Origin of the sequence: Microbacterium sp. BG28 (assembly GCF_034044005.1) — a bacterium.
Lineage (GTDB): Bacteria > Actinomycetota > Actinomycetes > Actinomycetales > Microbacteriaceae > Microbacterium.
On sequence record NZ_JAXCHA010000002.1, the window covers coordinates 67,252 to 85,892 of the forward strand.

The window sequence follows — 18,641 nt, forward strand, 5'->3', positions numbered from 1 at the left end:
TCGGGCGGGTCAGCCCTTGACGGAGCCCTGGGTCAGCCCGCCCACGATGAATCGCTGCAGGGAGAGAAACAGGGCGAGTACGGGAACGGCGGCGATGACGGCGCCGGCGGCGAACAGACCCCACCGGGAGGCCAGCTGGTTCGAGACCCACTGGTACATGCCGACGGCGAGCGTCCAGTTGTCTTCGCTGGTGAGCACGATCTTCGCGAGGATGTAGTCGCCGAACGCCGTGATGAACGCGAGGAGCGCGACGACGGCCAGGATCGGGGTCACCAACGGGATGATGAGGCGCCAGAAGATCTGAGCGTGGGTCGCGCCGTCGATCTTCGCCGACTCGTCGATCTCGATCGGGATCGTGTTGAAGAAGCCGTACATGAGGAACGTGTTCGCACCCAGCGCGCCGCCGAGGTAGACGCAGATGAGCGCGAGCTTCGAGTTCAGCCCGAGCGCCGGCACGATCTCGCCGATCGCGAGGAGCATCAGGAAGATCGCGACGAACGCGAGCGCCTGCGGGAACATCTGCACGATCAGCAGCGACGTGAGACTCACGCGCCGGCCACGGAAACGGAACCGCGAGAACGCGTAGGCGGCCGACGCGCCCATGATCACGGCGCCCACGGCCGACACACCGCCCACGAGGAGCGTGTTGCCGACCCACGTCCAGTAGCTGGTCGCCCCCAGAGCCGCGAAATTCGACAGGTCGAAGGCGCTGAACAGGTTGTTGGAGCCGGAGAGCGTGCCGCGCGGGTTCAGAGCTGCGGACAGCACGTAGACCAGCGGGAAGACCGCGTAGAAGACGACGATCGCGGCGAAGAAGTACTTCCAGCCGACCTCGAGCCACCAGCGGCGGCGACGGATGCGGGTGCGTGCCGTGGACATCACTGGAACTCCTCGAGCTTGCGGGTCTGGCGGAAGGCGATGGCGGAGATGACGCCCACGACGATGAACACGATGATCGAGAGGGCGCTGGCCAGGCCGTAGTCGGCGGCGCCGCCGGCGACGCCGGAGACGCGGTAGATCGCCGAGATGAGGATGTCGGTCGAACCGAGCGTGTACGGCGCACCGGGTATGGCGGGTCCGCCCGCGTTGAACATGTAGATGACGGTGAAGTTGTTGAAGCTGAAAGCGAACGAGGAGATGGCGAGCGGCGCGGTCGACACGAGCAGCAGCGGCAGCACGATCGAGCGGAACTGGCGCCACCGGCCGGCGCCGTCGATCGAGGCGGCCTCCAGGGTGTCGGAGGGCAGCGCCTGGAGCGCGCCGGTGCACACGAGGAACCAGTACGGGAAGCTGAGCCACACGTTCACCCACAGCACGGCCGCTTTGGCCAGCCAGGGATCACCCAGCCAGTTGATCTGGCTGCCGAAGAAGAACAGGTCGTTGATGACGCCGAACTCGGCGTTGAACATGCCGCGGAACAGCAATGCGGACATGAAGGCGGGGAAGGCGTAGGGGAGGATGATGAGCGTGCGCAGGTACTTCCGGGCGCGCACGCGCGGGTCGTTGAAGACGAGCGCGAAGACCAGCCCGAGGCCGAAGCTGATGACCACGGAGCCGGCCGCGAAGGCGAACGTCCACCCGGTCACCGACAGGAGAGGTCCGGCGAGCGAGGGGTCGGTGAACACCCGCAGGAAGTTGTCGAAGCCCACGTTGACGTACCAGCCCGCAGGAAGTCGCGTGCCGTCGTCGGCGATGAAGCTCCCGATCGCGTCGTCGGCCGTGTAGACCGTGCCGTTGACCGTGTCGGTGATGGTGCCCGCATCCGCGTCCCACACCATCGTCGGGGTGTAGAGCACGCCGGTGGAGCCGTCGCGGGTGCGGATCGAGCCGTCGTTCGGGTCGTCGGAGAAGGGGACCCGCAGCGCCTCGATCGTGCTCTGAAGCTCTTGGTCGGTGATCACCTGGGTGCGGGGGATCACCGTCCACCCGTCCACGGATGCGGGCGACTGGCCCGCGGGGGCCGTCCCGGCATCCGTCAGCGGCGACTCGGCGCTGCCGACGCGCACGTCGCCGTCGTCGTTGATGGCCAGGCCGTACTCCCCGAAGCGTTCGACGACCGACAGTGGATAGGTCTCGGAGCCCTCGATGCGCCGCTCGCCCTGGATGAGGGCGGCGTCCACGGCCTGCTCCTGGGACCCTGCGTGACCGGTGCCGTAGTTGGTGAAGGCGATGTAGGCCGTGTAGCCGAAGACGAACACCTGGAAGACGAGCAGGAAGACGAGTCCCGGCATGAGGTACTTCAGCGGCAGGGCGCGCTTGGTGAAGTACACGATGTCGGCGGCGATCACGAGGGCGGCCGTGACGCCGAGCAGGATCCACGACTGAGCCGAGAAGGCCGAGAGGATCGCCATGATGCCGAGGGCGTTGATCAGGCCCATCACGATGAGCTTGACGATGAACCCCCACCCGATGCCTCGCCACGAGCGGGCGTGAGACTCCCTCGGGGGCCTCGAGGGCGGGGTGAGAACCTGCGGCTGCGCCATGTGTGTCGTCTCCTGTTCGACGGCCACGAGCGGGGCGGGCCACAGGGCCCGCCCCGTCGCGGTCAACCCGCGAGGGTTCCCTGAAGGTCGGTGATCATCTTGTTCCAGGTGCCGGACGGGTCGGCGCCGCTGATGATCTGCGACTCGGCCGCGTTCCAGAAGTCCCAGACGGAGCCCATCTCAGGGATCGAGGGCATCGGCACGCCGTTCTGCGACGACGCGAGGAAGCCGGCGATGATCGGGTCGCTCGCGACCTCCTCGGCCAGGCTGCTCCAGGCCGGGATGCGGGGGTCGGCCTCGTAGAGCGCGCGCTGCGCGTCCTCGGTGCCGAGGTAGTTCACGAGGAACTCCTGGGCGAGCAGCGCGTTCTTGCTCTGCGAGCTCAGGTAGAAGCCCTGCACGCCCACGAAGGGCGCGGCCGGCTGGCCGCCCGCGGAGGGGATGGGGTTCACGGCGACGTTCACGTCGGGGAAGGAACTGATCGCCCAGGGGCCCTGCACCGTGTACGGCGCCTTGCCGGAGGCGAACAGCTCGTTGTTGATGTCGTAGTCGATCGTGGTCGAGAGGTACCCGGTGCCGGCGGAACCGTTGGCGTGCAACCACTGGGCGAACGCCTCGCCGGCCGCCCCGCCCATGCCGACCTCGTTCGTGTACGAGCCGCTCGCGTCCTGCACGAAGACGGGCGCTGCGAACGAGGTCTGGAACCCGTACATCGTGTAGCCGTCACCGGTCTCGCCGGCCGTGTTGATGACGAAGGGGCGCTCGGTGCCCGCGGCCAGACCCTTCTGGATCATCTCGTCCCAGGTGGCGGGGGCGTCGGCGCCGACGAGGTCGACGTTCTGCACGAGCGCGACCGTCTCGAGCGAGTAGGGCAGCGCGTAGAGCTGGCCGTCGTAAGTCATCGCCTCGATCGCGACCGGCTCGAACTCCGACGCCTTGTCGCCGAGGTCGATCGTGTCGACGACGCCCGCCGCGACGAGCGCGCCGAGCCAGTCGTGGGAGCCGACGGTGATGTCGGGGCCTTCTCCGGTGGGCACCTGCGAGATGAAGTCGTTGCGGAGGTCCTCGAAGTTCTTCTGCACGAGGGTGACCTTCGCGCCGGTCTCCTCCTCGAACGCCTTCGCGGCCGCCGTGATGGCCGCTTCGCGCTCCTGGTCGGTCCAGATGACGAGCTCGGCCGACGAGTCGGCGGTCTGCTCGGCGGCTCCGCCGCCGGAGCAACCGGCCAGCAGCAGCGCGGATGCGGCGGCAGCGACGCCGATTCCGATGATCTTGCGCATGTGACGTGTTCCTTTCAGAACGGTGGTCGAGGATGCGCGCCTTCGTCGACGTCGCATCGTCACGACCGGATGGGGAAGCGTCCGTCCGTTGACGGACGCCGAGGTTCGGGGGCGTCGCCGGTCAGCGACCACCCCCGCGGGTCGGAGGGGTGCGAACGACGGCGACGCCGCCGGCGGCGACGACCGTCTCGTGGTCCGAGGCGTTCCCGCTGAGCAGGTCCGTGCCGGTGACCGGGGCGGAGAGGGCCGTGTCGGAGTGGTTGACGAGAACGACGTAGTCGGCGTCGTCGCCGTGACGGGTCACGGTCTCCAGGCCTGCCGGGAGCCCGGCGGGGGTGAGGCCGGCATCGGCGTACACCCGCGTGAGGATCTCGGCCAGGCCCGCCGCATCCGGTCTCGTGCTGATGTACCAGCCGACGCCCGCGCCGTGCGTGTTCCGCGTGACGGCGGGGGCGCCGTCGGCAGGCCCGCCGACGAAGCGCGCCCTCACCTCGGCGCCGTCGACGCGGAGGTCTTCGGCCCACTGATCGATGGTCAGGCGGTCGCCGTCGAGATCGATCGCGGCGGTGTCGCCCGCGCGCAGGGGGAGGAACTCCTCCACCCGCACGCCGAGCGCCTCGGCCAGCGGCGCGAGGTATCCGCCCTCGTGGACCGCGTCGTTCTCGTCGACGACCGCGGAGAAGTAGGAGACGACGAGCGTCCCGCCGTCGGCGACGTACGCGGTGAGGTTCGCTGCATCCTTCGTCGTGAGCAGATACTGCGCGGGGGCGAGGACGAGCGAGTACGACGAGAGATCCTGGCCGGGCAGGGCGAAGTCCACGGTGATGCCGTCGCGCCAGAGCTGCGTGTAGTACGCGCGCACCCGCTCGCCGTGGTCGAGGAGATCCGACGGGCGCCATTCGAGATCCTGCGCCCAGAACGACTCGAAGTCCCAGAGGATGGCGACGTCCGCGCTCACGCGGGAGCCGCGCACTTCGGCGAGGGCGGCGAGGTCGGAGCCGAGGGCGGTGACCTCGCGGAACACGCGGGAGTCGGTGCCGGCGTGCGGCAGCATCGCGGAGTGGAACTTCTCGGCGCCCGAGCGCGAGGCGCGCCACTGGAAGAAGAGGATCGCATCGGCACCGCGTCCGAGGTGCGTGAGGGAGTTACGCGCCATCTCGCCCGGGCGCTTCGCGACGTTCTGCGGCTGCCAGTTGACGGCGGACGTCGAGTGCTCCATGAGGATCCATGGCTTGCCGCCGCCGACGGAGCGGCTGAGATCCGCCGCGATCGCGAGGCCGATCTCGCCCTCGCGATCGGGTGCCCAGAGGTAGTGGTCGTCCGAGACGATGTCGACCTCGCGTCCCCATGCCCACAGGTCCGTCGTCTGGCTCTGGTTCGCCATGAAGTTCGTCGTGATCGGCTGGTCGGCGTAGCGCCGGATGGCGTCGCGCTCGGCGATGAAGCAGGCGCGGAGCTGGTGGTCGGTGAAGCGCGCGAAGTCGAGCCGCTGCGCGGGGTTCACCACGGAGGGCGCCGCGGCGGGAGCCACCACGTGCTCCCACTCGCCGTAGTGCTGACCCCAGAAGGCGGTGCCCCACGCGGCGTTCAGCGCGTCGAGGCTGCCGTAGCGTTCGCGCAGCCAGAGCCGCCACGCGGCGACCGCGTGGTCCGAGTAGTCCTCGCCGACGGGCACGCCGTACTCGTTGTGGACGTGCCACAGGACGACGGCGGGATGCGAGGCGTACCGGCGGGCGAGCTCGGTCGCGATGCGCACCGAGGCTTCGCGGTAGGCCGGAGCGGAATGCGACGCCATCCCTCGCGAGCCGAAGCCCATCGTGGTGCCGTCACGGGTCACGACGCGTGCGTCCGGGTGGTTCGCGAAGAACCATGCCGGCGGGGAAGCGGTGGGAGTGCCGAGATCGACGCGGATCCCGTTCGCGTGCAGGAGGTCGAGGAGCTCGTCCATCCAGGAGAAGTCGAAGACGCCCTCCGCAGTCTCGATCAGACCCCACGAGAAGATGCCGACGCTGACGAGATTGACTCCCGCCTCGCGCATGAGCGCGACGTCCTCGTGCCAGATCTCGACGGGCCATTGCTCCGGGTTGTAATCGCCGCCGTACGCGATTCCGTCCAGCTGCGGCCAGGGTGAGCTCTGGGTCATGACGCTCCGTCGGGTCGAGGGTGTTCGGTCGTCGTCAGGTGCGACTGGGACCGGTCACAGTCTGCGCAGCGACAATTGGGGCGAGCAAGCCCGTGACCCGTTCGTTATCAAACTGTGACCGGTCCCAGTTCTCTCGGCACGTCGCCTCTCGGCCGCGGAGAGCAGGCGATAGAGTCCTCGCGTGGAAGACACGACCATCGCCCGGCGCCGCCCCACCATCCGGGACGTCGCCGCCGCCGCCGGCGTCTCGCGCGGCACGGTCTCCCGCGTGATCAACGGCGGCCACTGGGTGTCGCCCGACGCCCGCACAGCGGTCGAGGAGGCGATCCGGCGCACTGGATACACGGCCAACCACGCCGCCCGCTCGCTCGCGACCGGACGCGCCGGCTCCCTCGCCTTCCTGCTGACCGAGCCGCAGCATCTGCTGTTCGCCGACCCCAACTTCTCGCTACTGCTCCGTGGCGCCGCGGAAGCCCTGTCTCAGCGGTCGATGACACTCGTGCTGCTGGTTGCCGGCACTCCGGAGGAGCGCGCCAACGTGGCGCACTTCGTCAGCGCAGGGCACGTCGACGGTGTGCTGCTCATCTCGTCGCATGAGGCAGACCCGCTGCTCGACTCCCTCCTGGATGCGGGCGTTCCCACCGTCTCGTGCGGGCTCCCGCTCGGGCACCAGGGCGACCTCGCCGCGGTGGCGGTCGACGAGGAGGGCTCCGCGCGCGTGATGACCCGCCACCTCCTCGATCGGGGACACCGGCGTATCGCGATGATCGCCGGGCCGGACGATACCCCGGGCGGTCGCTACCGGCTCGTGGGCTTCCGGGAGGAGCTCGGCGAGGCGTTCGAGCCGGAGCTCGTCGAGCACGGCGACTACAGCCGCGAATCGGGCACCCTCGCCATGACGCGACTACTCGAGCGCAACCGCGACATCGACGCCGTGTTCGCCGCATCCGACATGATGGCCGCCGGTGCCGTCGTGGCGCTGCGCCGCGCCGGCCTGCGCGTACCCGAGGACGTCGCGGTGGCGGGCTTCGACGACTCCGGACTCGCCGCCGCGCACGAGCCGCCGCTGACCACCATGCGCCAGCCCTGGGACCGCATCAGCGCCGAGATGGTCACGCTGCTGCTCGAGGTGATCGAGGGCGCGCCGCGGCGCAGCATCACCCTGCCGACCGAGCTGGTTGTGCGAGACAGCGCCTGAGTCGACCCGTCACAGGGCGGCGGGCCCCTCAGGCGCCGCCTAGAATCTACGGGTGAGCAACGGCCGTTCCTTCTACATCACGACGCCGATCTACTACCCGAGCGATGTCCCGCACATCGGTCACGGGTACACGACGGTCGCCGTGGACACGCTCGCGCGCTGGCACCGCCAGTCGGGGGACGACACCTGGATGCTGACGGGCACCGACGAGCACGGGCAGAAGATGCTCCGCGCGGCCGCGGCCAACGGGGTCACGCCGCAGGAATGGGTCGACAAGCTCGTGAGCGAGGCCTGGTTCCCGCTCCTGGAGAGCCTCGACGTCGCCAACGACGACTTCATCCGCACGACGCAGGAGCGCCACGAAGAGGGCGTCAAGCGCTTCGTGCAGGCCATCTACGACCGCGGGTACATCTATGCGGGCGAGTACGAGGCGCTGTACTGCGTGGGCTGCGAGGAGTTCAAGCCGGAGTCCGAGATCCTCGACGGTACCGGGGCGTTCGAGGGCCTCAAGGTCTGCGCGATCCACTCGAAGCCGCTCGAGCTGCTGCAGGAGAAGAACTACTTCTTCAAGCTGAGCGAGTTCGCCGAGCCCCTGCTGAAGCTCTACAAGGACAACCCCGACTTCATCCGCCCCGAGTCGGCGCGCAACGAGGTCGTCTCCTTCGTGCGCTCGGGCCTCAAGGACCTCTCGATCTCGCGGTCGGCGTTCGACTGGGGCATCCAGGTGCCGTGGGATCCGCAGCATGTGATCTACGTCTGGGTCGACGCGCTGCTCAATTACGCGACGGCGATCGGCTACGGCGTCGACGAGGAGAACTTCGAACGCCGCTGGCCCGCGTACCACGTGGTCGGCAAGGACATCCTGCGCTTCCACGCCGTCATCTGGCCGGCGATGCTGATGGCCGCGGGTCTCGAGGTGCCGCGCGGCGTCTTCGCCCACGGCTGGCTGCTCGTGGGCGGCGAGAAGATGTCGAAGTCGAAGCTCACCGGCATCGCGCCCACCGAGATCACCGACGTGTTCGGCTCGGACGCCTACCGTTTCTACTTCCTCTCCGCGATCGCCTTCGGGCAGGACGGCTCGTTCTCGTGGGAGGACCTGTCCGCGCGCTACCAGGCCGAACTCGCGAACGGCTTCGGCAACCTCGCCTCCCGCACGGTCGCGATGATCGAGCGGTACTTCGAGGCGATCGTGCCGCCGGCGGCGACCTACACCGACGCCGATCTGGTGATCCAGCAGACCGTGGCGGATGCGGCTGCCTCCGCCGACGCGGCGATGGAGCGCTTCCGCATCGACGAGGCGATCGCGTCCATCTGGACGATCGTCGACGCGCTCAACGGCTACATCACCGAGAACGAGCCGTGGGCGCTCGCCAAGGATCCGGAGCAGGCGGGGCGCCTCGGCACCGTGCTCTACACGGCGGCCGAGGGACTGCGCGCGCTCGCGGTGCTGCTGTCGCCGGTCATGCCCGTCGCGACCGAGAAGCTGTGGATCGCCCTCGGGGCGGCCGAGTCGCTCGGGCGTCTGCAGGACCAGCCGCTGCGCGAGGCGGGTGTCTGGGGCGCGCTGCGACCCGGTACGAGCGTCAACGGACTCTCGCCGCTGTTCCCGCGCGTCGAGCAGTGACCCGATGAGCGATCCCAGCCAGTACGTGCGCCAGCGCGAGAAGGGCAGCCGCGACGTCAGCTATCCGCCCTCGCCGGAGCCGCTGGGCGTCGCGCTCTACGACAACCACTGCCACCTGGAGATCCAGGACGGCGACGAGGCGATGTCGCTGGATGTGCAGCTCGAGCGCGCTGCGTCCGTCGGCATCGTCGGGGTGGTGCAGGCCGGCGGCGACATCGAGTCGAGCCGCTGGTCGGCGTGGGCGGCGGCCTCGCATCCCCGAGTACTGGCCGCTGTCGCGATCCACCCGAACGAGGCGCCCGCCTACGCGGCGGCGGGGCGGCTCGGAGAGGCCATCGCCGTGATCGACGAGCTCGCGGCTCAGCCGCGCGTGCGCGCGATCGGGGAGACGGGTCTGGACTTCTTCCGCACCGAGCCGGACGGGCTGGGAGCGCAGTATGAGAGCTTCGAGGCGCACATCGCGCTCGCGAAGAAGCACGACATCGCGATGCAGATCCACGACCGGGACGCGCACGAGGCGGTGCTCGCGACGCTCGAGCGCGTGGGCGCGCCCGAGCGCACGGTCTTCCACTGCTTCTCCGGCGGCGCCGATATGGCGCGGATCGCGGCGGAGCGCGGCTACTACCTGTCCTTCGCGGGCAACATCACCTTCAAGAACGCGCAGAACCTGCGCGACGCGCTCGCCGTGACGCCGCGGGATCGCATCCTCGTCGAGACCGACGCGCCGTTTCTCACCCCCACCCCCTACCGGGGCCGTCCCAATGCTCCGTACCTCGTGCCGGTGACGGTGCGGTTCATGGCGGCCGAGCTGGAGATGGAGCCCGAGGAGCTGGCCGCACAACTCGCCGCGAACACGCTCGCCGTCTACGGCTCGTTCGACTGACAGCGCCCCGCGTCCGGCATCCGAACGTCGGAGATGACGACGAAGGTCGGAGGATCTGACGGCGATCCTCCGACCTTCGTGCGTTTCTCCGACGGGAGCAACGCGGGTGCGGCTCAGCGATCCTCGTCGTCGAGGCGCTTCTCCTCCTGCGCCTCAAGCCGGTCCTTCTCCTTCTGCGCCTTCTCCCGCTCTTCGCGGATCTCCTCGTGCGACTTCGAGTTGTTGGTCATGCCGGCTCCTCTCACTTCTTCTGACGGGGTTTCTTGACGAACAGGGTCTCGGTCTGTTCGAGCTCCATGCCCTTGGTCTCGGGGATCTTCCAGAGCACGAACACGAACGACAGAGCCGCGAAGATCGCGTACATCAGGTAGGTCAGAGGCAGCGACCACGACGAGAGCTCCGGGAAGGTCCACGACACGAGGAAGTTCGCGAGCCACTGCGCACCGGCGGCCACGCCGAGAGCCTTGCCGCGGATGCGGCTGGGGAAGATCTCGCCGAGGAGCACCCACACGAGCGGTCCCCACGAGGCGCCGAAGCCGACGACGAACAGGTTCGCCGCGACGAGGGCGACCGGCCCCCAGGCGCCCGGCAGGGAGATGTCCGTGCCCTCTCCGGTGGCGAACGAGAACGACAGTGCCATGGCGCCGAGCGACAGCGCCATCAGGACGGAGCCCGTGAGCAGGATGGGCTTACGTCCCACCCGATCCACGAGGAAGATCGCGATGAGGGTCACGAGCACGTTCGTGACGCTCGTGATGACGCTCACCAGCAGCGCGTTGCTCTCGTCGAAACCGACCGCCTGCCAGAGCGTCGTCGAATAGTAGAAGATCACGTTGATGCCGACGAACTGCTGGAACACCGACAGGATGATGCCGATCCAGACGATGGGATTCAGCCCCAGCGCGGGGCCGGCGAGGCTGGCCTTCGCGTTCTTGCGGTCCGTCTCGATGGCCGTCGTCAGTTCGTTGACGGTCTTGTCGAGGTCGGCGGCGGGAACGAGGCGGGCGAAGATCTCCTTCGCCTCCTGGGTGCGGCCCCGCGCGAGCAGATAGCGGGGGGACTCGGGCATCGTGAACGAGAGGATGCCGTAGACGGCCGCGGGGATCACGCCGATGAGAAACATCCAGCGCCAGGCCTCCAGCCCCCACCACAGCGTGTCGTCGGCACCGCCCGCCGCGCCGGCCAGCACGGCGTTGCTCAGCAGCGCGGCGAAGATACCGAGCGTGATCGCCAGCTGCTGCAGCGACGCCAGCGACCCGCGGATCTGCCGCGGCGCGACTTCGGCGATGTAGGCGGGTGCGACCACCGAGGCGATGCCGATGCCCAGACCGCCCAGCACGCGCCACACGATCAAGTCGGGGACGCTGAAGGTCAGCGCAGAGCCGACCGAGCTGATCAAGAACAGCACCGAGCCCAGCAGCATCACGCGCAGACGCCCGAACCGGTCGGACAGGGCGCCGGCGAGGATGGCGCCGACGGCGCAGCCGAGCAGCGCGACCGCCACGACGAAGCCTGTGAGGATCGGCTCCTTCGTGTAGTCGGCCTCGATGGATTTCACGGCGCCGTTGATGACGGAGGAATCGAACCCGAAGAGGAACCCGCCCACGGCCGCGGCGACGGAGAGTCCGATCGCCCGGCGTCCGAACGGACTGCGCATCGAGAACGTCCCCGTGGGGAGTGCTTCGGTGGTCATTTCGTCACCTTAACCCTGCCAGCGTTCTCTCAGGGTCGGACTTGGCTCGACGGTTGTCTAGGGTTATATACATGACCGTGCACCTGCTCGGCGCGGCCGAGATCCGCGCGCTGGCCGCCGAGCTCGATGTCACTCCGACGAAGAAACTGGGGCAGAATTTCGTCGTCGACGCCAACACGGTGCGAAAGATCGTGCAGGTCGCCGGCGTCACGGCCGGTGAGCACGTCGTCGAAGTCGGGCCCGGGCTCGGCTCCCTCACCCTTGCGATCCTCGAGACCGGCGCGAGCGTGCTGGCGGTGGAGATCGACCACCGCCTCGCCGAGCGCCTGCCTGCCACCGCCCGCGCCCACGGGGTGCGCGACGGGATGCTGCGCGTCGTGGATGCGGATGCGCTCACCATCCGCGACCTGCCGGGAGAGCCCGCGGTGCTCGTGGCCAACCTGCCCTACAACGTCTCGGTCCCGGTGCTCCTGCACTTCCTCGAGCACTTCGGTCACCTCCAGCGCGGCGTCGTCATGGTGCAGGCCGAGGTCGGGGAGCGTCTCGCCGCCCCTCCCGGGTCCAAGGTCTACGGCGCCCCGAGCGTCAAGGCCGCCTGGTACGGCTCGTGGCGGCTGGCAGGCACCGTGTCGCGCCAGGTCTTCTGGCCCGTCCCGAACGTCGACAGCGTGCTCGTCGCCTTCCGGCGCGACGCCGAGGCGCGCGGCAACGAGGCGGAGCGAGTCGCGACGTTCCGCGTCGTGGACGCCGCGTTCCAGCAGCGCCGCAAGATGCTGCGTCAGGCGCTGTCGGGTCTGTTCGGCGGCTCCGCCGCATCCGCGAGCGCCGTGCTCGAGCAGGCCGGCGTCGATCCCACCCTCCGGGGCGAGCAGCTGACGGTCGACGACTTCCAGCGGATCGCCCGCGCCCGGCCCTGACCGCTCCCGCACCGGATCGTCACCGGCTGCAACTGAGGGATTCACCGTGTGTTCAGCCGCCGGTACGAAACATGCCGGTAACATTCGCGGGAACGATGGCCGCGCCCGAGCGGCCCGTGAAAGGGACGGACCCATGCGTGCTGGGGAGTATCCGGCGGCCGAACGCGTACTGCTGCACCTGAGCGACACCCACCTGCGAGCCCCGGGGCCGAAGCTGTTCGACCGCGTCGACGGGCTCCGCCTGCTCGGGCGTGCGCTCGAGCGCATCGAGGCGAGCGGCATCCGTCCCGACGGCATCGTCTTCACGGGCGACCTCGTCGACCTGGGCGAGGCGGATGCGTACACCGCCCTGCGCGGACTCGTCGAGCCCTTCGCCCGACAGCTGGACGCTCCGGTGTTCTGGGTGATGGGCAACCACGACGAGCGCGGTGCCTTCCGCACGCGCCTGTTGGATGCGGCCCCCACCACGACCCCCTTCGACCGCGTCGACGAGATCGATGGACTCCGCCTGATCACGCTCGACACGAGCGTCCCCGGCGCGCACCACGGCGAGCTGCGGCCCGCCCAGCTCGCCTGGCTCCGGGAGCAGCTGGCCCAGCCGGCGCCGCTCGGCACGATCCTCGCCATGCACCACCCACCCGTGCCGAGTGTGCTCCCGCTCGCCGCGAGCGTCGAGCTGCGCGATCAGCGTGCGCTCGCCGACGTGCTGCGCGGCAGCGACGTGCGGGCGATCATCGCAGGCCACTTGCACTACTCGACCTTCGCGACGTTCGCCGGCATCCCGGTCTCGGTCGCGTCCTCCACCTGCTACGCCCAGGACCTCACGGTCCCGGTCGGCGGCACGCGCCCGCAGGACGGCGCGCAGTCGTACAACCTCGTGCACGTGTTCGCCGAGACCGTCGTGCACTCCGTCGTCACGGTCGAGGCGCCGCATCCGCTCGAGTACATCGACCCGGTCGAGGCGCAGCGCCGCCTGCACTCGGCGGGCATCGCCCAGGACGTCAGCGCAGGGCGGACGCCTCCGACCGCTCCCATCCCGATCCTGCGCTGACCGCCGGAAGCTCCCACGGTGCGCGCACCGGGAACATGCGCTCCAGGAGCTCGGTGACCACGCGCACGCGCACCTCTTCGGGCACCTCGGCCGAACCGCCGTCGTTGAGGCAGAACATGTCGACGTCGCGGCGCTCGGCCAGCCGGCTCATGCGCCGCAGCGACTCCGCCATGGTCGTCTGGTAGTAACGGGTGCGCGGGGCGGTCGTGGCCACCGCGCGACCGGTGAAGGCGGCGTAATAGTGGTACAGGCTGTTCGTCACCGAGATGTCGGTGGCCGAGCGGAACCGGGATGCGGCGGTGCGTGCGAAGTCCTCGGCGAATGCCTCCTCCAGCTCGGCCATCACGCTGCGGCGAAGCGGCGTGGCGCAGTGCTCGAGATCGTGCGTGATGGTGCGCCCGAAGCGCTCGCGCAGCAGCTCCCGGTTCACTCGCAGCGCGTTGTCGTGGCCGCTGCGGTGCGGGGCGTTCGGGCCCGTGCCGATCCGCACGTCGCACTCCACGAACTGCGAGATGCCGGCGGGGGAGAAGAACAGCTCGGGTGCGACGCTCCGCCCGAAGAACATGTCGTCGTTCGAGTAGAGGAAGTGCTCGGCGAGCCCGTCGATGCGGTGCAGTTGTGCCTCGACGGCGTGCGAGTTGTGGATCGGCAGCACCGAGGTGTCGGCGAAGAACTCCTCGCTGCGCACGACCGTCACCCGCGGGTGGTCGGCGAGCCAGGCAGGCGTCGGCGAATCGGTGGCGATGAAGATGCGACGCACCCAGGGTGCGTACATGTACACGCTGCGCAGCGCGTAGCGCAGCTCGTCGACGTGCCGGTACCGGGCCGGGCCGTCGTCGCCTTCGCCCACCACGTAGCCGGCCATCTGCGCCGCGCGCTGACGCTGGAACTCGCTCGACGAGCCGTCGACCCACGAGAAGACCATGTCGATGTCGTCGATCATCTCGTTCGGATGCGGGTCGAACATGCCCCGCAGGCTCTGCCAGGTGCGGCCGTGACGCCGGATGCTGACGCGCTCGATGTCGGCCGCGGCGATGATGCGCCGGGTCAGGGCATTGGCGTGGGGGGCTTCGACCGTCTCGGCGCCGAAGCGCCAGAACTCCAGGCGCACGCCGTGCGATGCGCCGTACCGCAGCGATCCGGCCAGCCGCGGGCGGAAGACGCGCAGGGCGCTCGGTGCGCCGCGGCGCGGGGTGTGATCGGGGGCGGGCACTGCGCTCAGGCCCTTGGGCTTGACGTACACCGGTTCGCCGACGCACAGCCGCGTCACGGCGTCCCAGGCGCGGTCCTGGTCGGCCACGTCCACGACGATCGCCTCGTCTCGGAGCCCGTGGCGGATCAGGAGCGGCTCGACGCCGGCGTCCGTCAGCGCGTCCGCGATCATCGCGAGATCCGCGAGGTGCGCGTCGAGCGGGGAGAGATCGTCGTGACGGAGGTGGAGCATGCCCGATTCGAGCACGATGTCCTCACGCGTCAGAAGCGCCGCCCAGGGGTGGGGGTCGGCGGGAAGAGCAGACAGAGAGACCATCTCGTCAGCGTAGACCGCGCGCATTTCGGGCGAGTTTCGCAAGAGCCCGCGCTCGGAGGTCGCCGTGGATAGGCTGCAAGGGTGACTGCGCCGCGTTTCCGTCCGAACGTCCCCGAGATCCACCGTCCCTACACCGCCGCCGACGAGCGCTACGGTGCGATGGACTACCGCCAGGTCGGCCGATCGGGTCTGTACCTGCCGCCGATCTCGCTGGGACTGTGGTGGAACTTCGGTGACAACGTCGCGTTCGACAAGCAGCGCGAGATCCTCCGCCACTCCTTCGACAGTGGCATCACGCACTTCGACCTCGCCGACAACTACGGGCCGCCCTACGGCTCCGCCGAGACGAACTTCGGGCGCATGATGCGCGAGGACTTCGGCCGCTACCGCGACGAGCTGATCATCTCGTCCAAGGCGGGCTGGGACATGTGGCCCGGTCCGTACGGCGACTACGCCTCGCGCAAGCACATCCTCGCGGGCGCCGAGCAGTCCCTGAAGCGGATGAACCTCGACTACGTCGACATCTTCTACTCGCACCGGGTCGACCCGGTGACGCCGATCGAGGAGACCATCGGCGCCCTCGACACCCTCGTGCGCCAGGGCAAGGCACTCTACGTCGGCATCTCGTCGTACAGTGCCGAGCGCACCGCCGCAGCCAGCGCGGTGGCGCGCAGCCTCGGAACGCCGCTCGTGATCCACCAGCCGGCGTACTCGATCCTCAACAGATGGGTCGAGGACGGTCTGACCGGCGTGCTGCGCCAGGAGGAGATGTCGGCCATCGCGTTCACGCCGCTGGCGCAGGGCCTGCTGACCGGCAAGTACCTCGGCGACGGCCGCGGTCAGCGCTCGCAGACCCGCAACTCCCTGCCCGACAAACCGCTCTCGCACGCCACGATCGCGGCGCTGCGCGGACTCAACGTGGTGGCCAAGGAGCGGGGTCAGACCCTCGCCCAGATGGCGATCCAGTGGGTGCTGCGCGAGCCGACGGTCGCCTCCGCACTCATCGGTGCGTCGAGCGTCGAGCAGATCGACGAGAACCTCGCAGCTCTCGCGGGACCCGCGTTCGACACGGAGGAGCTGGAGCGCATCGACGCACTGGCGGAGGGCATCGACGTCGACCTGTGGGCGGTGTCCTCGAGACTGTGAGCATCTCGCGAGTGTCGTCGCGCGTCCATGTGCGCGCCCCGGGGAAGATCAACGTCTTCCTCGAGGTCGGTCAGGTGCAGGCCGACGGCTATCACGATGTCGCGAGCGCGTACCAGGCCGTGTCGGCGTTCGAGGACGTCTGGGCGACGCCGGCCGACACGATCAGTGTCGAGGTGACGGGCTCCGTGGACGTGGCGGGGGTGCCGCTCGACGACCGCAACCTCGCCGTCCGCGCCGCACGGCTCCTCGCGGCCGAGACCGGCTACCGGGGCGGCGTGCGTCTCGAGATCCACAAGGGCGTCCCCGTTGCGGGGGGCATGGGAGGCGGATCCGCGGATGCGGCGGCGACTCTTCTGGCCTGCGACACCCTCTGGGACACCCGGCTCGGGACGCCGCAGCTACAGGCGCTCGCCGCGCGGCTGGGGGCCGATGTTCCCTTCGCGCTCATGGGCGGCACCGCGGTGGGTGTGGGCCGGGGCGACGAATTGAGCCCCGCGCTCGCCCGCGGCCGGTTCGATTGGGTGATCGTCACGAGCCAGGACGGTCTGTCCACGCCCGAGGTTTACCGCGCGCTGGATGAGCATCGGGCCCGGCACTCTCCCGACATCTCGCCGGCATCGCGCCGACCCCGCGTCGACAACGACGTGCTGCACGCGCTTCGCGCGGGGGATGCGGCCATGCTGGCCTCGTCCGCCCGCAATGACCTGCAGGTCGCGGCGCTGAGCCTGCGCCCGCGGCTCGGCGACGTCCTGGAGGCGGGAGAGCGTGAGGGTGCGTTGGTCGGCCTGGTGTCGGGATCCGGGCCCACGCTCGCGTTCCTCGCTGCCGACGCCGAGGCCGCGATCGAACTCCAGATCGTGCTCAGCGCGAGCGGGCACGTCGCCCACCACGTGCACGGGCCGGTGCCCGGCGCCCGAATCATCGACTGAGCGCGCGCCGCTCGTCAGGAGGATACGCATGTCTGCCCACGACCTCATCGCCCGTCAGCACGAGGGGCCCGTCGACGCCGCATCCGCTGCGCGTCTGGCGGACGACGGCCTGCAGCTCGTGCGTCTCGCTGACGACGACGATCGTGCGTTCGACGGCTGGCAGGCCGCCGTCACCCGTGGCTTCCTGGGCGACGAGCCCAGCGATGCGCAGCGCGAGACCGGTCGCGGGTTCCGGGGGCATCGACGGATGATCGCCGTGCTCGACGAGTCCGTTCCTCAGCCCGAGGTCCCTGTGGGGACCCTCGCCTCGTGGGTGGGGGAGCTCACCGTGCCCGGCGGCGTCGTCGACTCCTGTGCGATCAGCTCCGTCACGGTGGCACCCACGCACCGCCGGCGCGGCATCTGGCGCGCGATGATGGAGGGTGAGCTGCGCACCGCCGCGGCGCTCGGGCTGCCGGTCGCGAGCCTGACGGTGAGCGAATCGACGCTCTACGGTCGATTCGGGTTCGCGCAGGCCGTGGCCGCCGCGAGTGTCGAGATCGACGTCAAGCGCGCTGCGTGGGCGGGGCCCGACCCCTCGGGTCGCGTGGACTTCATCGCCCGGGAGCGCTGGCGCGAGCTCGCCCCGGACCTCTTCGATCGCATCCGCACGCAGTCGCCCGGCGAGGTCGAGATGCCGCGCGGGCACTGGGACCGTTTCGCGGGAACCCGTGCGGACGCGGAGAAGCCCGGGCACACGCGCGCGGTGCAGTACACGGCCGCATCCGGCGAGATCACCGGCCTCGCCCTCTACTCGGTCGAGGAGAACCATGACGACTTCACGCGATCGAGCGTCACGATCGCCCATCTCGCCGCCGCGGATGCTGACGCCTACGCAGGGCTGTGGCGCTTCTTCATCGAGATGGACCTGATCGGCACGGTGCGTGCGAGCGAGCTGGCCGTCGACGAGCCGCTGCTGTGGATGATCTCCGACCGGCGGGCCGCGACCCTCACCCTCCGTGACCACCACTACCTGCGCGTGCTCGATACGCCCGCGCTGCTGAGCGGGCGGCGGTACGAGGCCGCGGGGTCGCTCGTGCTCGACGTGGACGACCCGCTGGATCTCGCGGGCGGCGGGTTCCGCCTGACGGTCGACGAGAGGGGAGCCGCCTCCGTGACCGAGACCAGTGATCCCGCCGATGCGCGCCTCGGCATCGCGGAGCTCGCCGCGATCTTCCTCGGTCAGGTCTCGGCGGTGACGCTGGCCGCGACAGGTCGTATCGACGCCGCGGACCCGGTGGCGATCGCCCGTCTGTTCGGATGGCACATGCCGGTGCGTCTGAGCTACTGGTACTGACGCGACACCAGCACATGACGTCGCGTGACGCAACCGCCGGAGCCCGTGTCGTCGGGGGTCGGTAACCTGGGTGCTCCTCCGCTGTTCTGCGGGGATCTGGCCCGGCTGGGAGGCGGCGATGAAGGCTCTTTTGGGTGACACGGTGCTCGCGGAGGCTCCGAAGGAAGATCTGATCCGCATCGAGGGCAACTGGTACTTCCCGCCGGCGAGCATCGCCGAGGGCGTGCTCGTCGACAGTCCGACGCCCTACACCTGCCCGTGGAAGGGCGCGGCGCACTACTTCACGGTCACCGCGGACGGCCGCGAGCTCACCGACCGCGCGTGGTCGTACCCTGAGCCCTATCCGGGCGCGATCGAGAAGGTCGGTGCGGACTTCTCGGGCTACGTGGCCTTCTGGAAAGAAGTCGAGGTCACCGAGTGACCGCGGCGC

15 protein-coding genes are annotated in these 18,641 nt (G+C 69.6%); 9 read left to right on the forward strand and 6 right to left on the reverse strand.

What is annotated here, in order from left to right; translation table 11 throughout:
- Positions 1–9 precede the first annotated feature (9 nt).
- The 4 genes from SK224_RS05910 to SK224_RS05925 form a co-directional block, all read right to left on the reverse strand.
- On the reverse strand, positions 10–879 hold the full coding sequence (locus SK224_RS05910) for a sugar ABC transporter permease (RefSeq protein WP_243227351.1): 870 nt from the start codon (positions 877–879) through the stop codon (positions 10–12).
- Positions 879–2,483 (reverse strand): ABC transporter permease subunit, encoded by a 1,605-nt coding sequence (locus tag SK224_RS05915; protein ID WP_320434720.1) that lies wholly within the window; start codon positions 2,481–2,483, stop codon positions 879–881. Before SK224_RS05915 ends, SK224_RS05910 begins: the two co-directional genes overlap by 1 nt.
- Positions 2,484–2,545: 62 nt before the next feature.
- The gene (locus SK224_RS05920) at positions 2,546–3,763 is read right to left on the reverse strand and encodes an extracellular solute-binding protein (RefSeq protein ID WP_320433849.1); all 1,218 of its coding nucleotides are present in this window, start codon (positions 3,761–3,763) and stop codon (positions 2,546–2,548) included.
- 121 nt (positions 3,764–3,884) lie between these two features.
- Positions 3,885–5,906 (reverse strand): beta-galactosidase, encoded by a 2,022-nt coding sequence (locus SK224_RS05925; protein ID WP_320433850.1) that lies wholly within the window; start codon positions 5,904–5,906, stop codon positions 3,885–3,887.
- A gap of 181 nt (positions 5,907–6,087) precedes the next feature.
- On the opposite strand from SK224_RS05925, the gene SK224_RS05930 reads away from it, so the two are divergent.
- From SK224_RS05930 to SK224_RS05940, 3 genes are read left to right on the forward strand one after another with little or no spacing between them, the layout of a single operon-like run.
- Positions 6,088–7,104, forward strand: coding sequence for a LacI family DNA-binding transcriptional regulator (locus SK224_RS05930; RefSeq protein WP_320433851.1), 1,017 nt, complete (start codon positions 6,088–6,090; stop codon positions 7,102–7,104).
- Between the two features lie 52 nt (positions 7,105–7,156).
- The gene (metG, locus tag SK224_RS05935; protein ID WP_320433852.1) at positions 7,157–8,728 is read left to right on the forward strand and encodes a methionine--tRNA ligase; all 1,572 of its coding nucleotides are present in this window, start codon (positions 7,157–7,159) and stop codon (positions 8,726–8,728) included.
- A 4-nt stretch (positions 8,729–8,732) separates the two neighbouring features.
- Entirely contained in the window at positions 8,733–9,611 is an 879-nt protein-coding gene (locus SK224_RS05940; RefSeq protein ID WP_320433853.1) for a TatD family hydrolase, read from the forward strand.
- 241 nt (positions 9,612–9,852) lie between these two features.
- Here SK224_RS05940 and SK224_RS05945 read toward each other — a convergent pair whose 3' ends face one another.
- Positions 9,853–11,304 carry a sugar porter family MFS transporter gene (locus SK224_RS05945; RefSeq protein WP_320433854.1) on the reverse strand — a complete coding sequence of 484 codons (1,452 nt, stop codon included), beginning with the start codon at positions 11,302–11,304 and terminating at the stop codon, positions 9,853–9,855.
- 71 nt (positions 11,305–11,375) lie between these two features.
- Here SK224_RS05945 and rsmA point away from each other — a divergent pair, with 71 nt between their 5' ends.
- On the forward strand, positions 11,376–12,221 hold the full coding sequence (gene rsmA, locus SK224_RS05950) for a 16S rRNA (adenine(1518)-N(6)/adenine(1519)-N(6))-dimethyltransferase RsmA (protein ID WP_320433855.1): 846 nt from the start codon (positions 11,376–11,378) through the stop codon (positions 12,219–12,221).
- Positions 12,222–12,354: 133 nt separating this feature from the next.
- Positions 12,355–13,272, forward strand: coding sequence for a phosphodiesterase (locus SK224_RS05955; protein WP_320433856.1), 918 nt, complete (start codon positions 12,355–12,357; stop codon positions 13,270–13,272).
- Here the strand turns inward: SK224_RS05955 and SK224_RS05960 are convergent.
- Positions 13,223–14,800: a stealth conserved region 3 domain-containing protein gene (locus SK224_RS05960; RefSeq protein WP_320433857.1), complete on the reverse strand. Its 1,578-nt coding sequence runs from the start codon at positions 14,798–14,800 to the stop codon at positions 13,223–13,225. The genes SK224_RS05955 and SK224_RS05960 overlap by 50 nt on opposite strands.
- A gap of 159 nt (positions 14,801–14,959) precedes the next feature.
- On the opposite strand from SK224_RS05960, the gene SK224_RS05965 reads away from it, so the two are divergent.
- From SK224_RS05965 to SK224_RS05980, 4 genes are all read left to right on the forward strand, one after another.
- A complete protein-coding gene (locus SK224_RS05965) occupies positions 14,960–15,946 on the forward strand; it encodes an aldo/keto reductase (protein ID WP_320434721.1) in 987 nt (328 codons plus the stop codon).
- Positions 15,947–15,957: 11 nt separating this feature from the next.
- Positions 15,958–16,875: a 4-(cytidine 5'-diphospho)-2-C-methyl-D-erythritol kinase gene (locus tag SK224_RS05970; RefSeq protein ID WP_320433858.1), complete on the forward strand. Its 918-nt coding sequence runs from the start codon at positions 15,958–15,960 to the stop codon at positions 16,873–16,875.
- 28 nt (positions 16,876–16,903) lie between these two features.
- Positions 16,904–18,211: a GNAT family N-acetyltransferase gene (locus SK224_RS05975; protein ID WP_320433859.1), complete on the forward strand. Its 1,308-nt coding sequence runs from the start codon at positions 16,904–16,906 to the stop codon at positions 18,209–18,211.
- A gap of 118 nt (positions 18,212–18,329) precedes the next feature.
- Positions 18,330–18,632: a DUF427 domain-containing protein gene (locus SK224_RS05980; RefSeq protein WP_274285806.1), complete on the forward strand. Its 303-nt coding sequence runs from the start codon at positions 18,330–18,332 to the stop codon at positions 18,630–18,632.
- Positions 18,633–18,641: the final 9 nt, after the last annotated feature.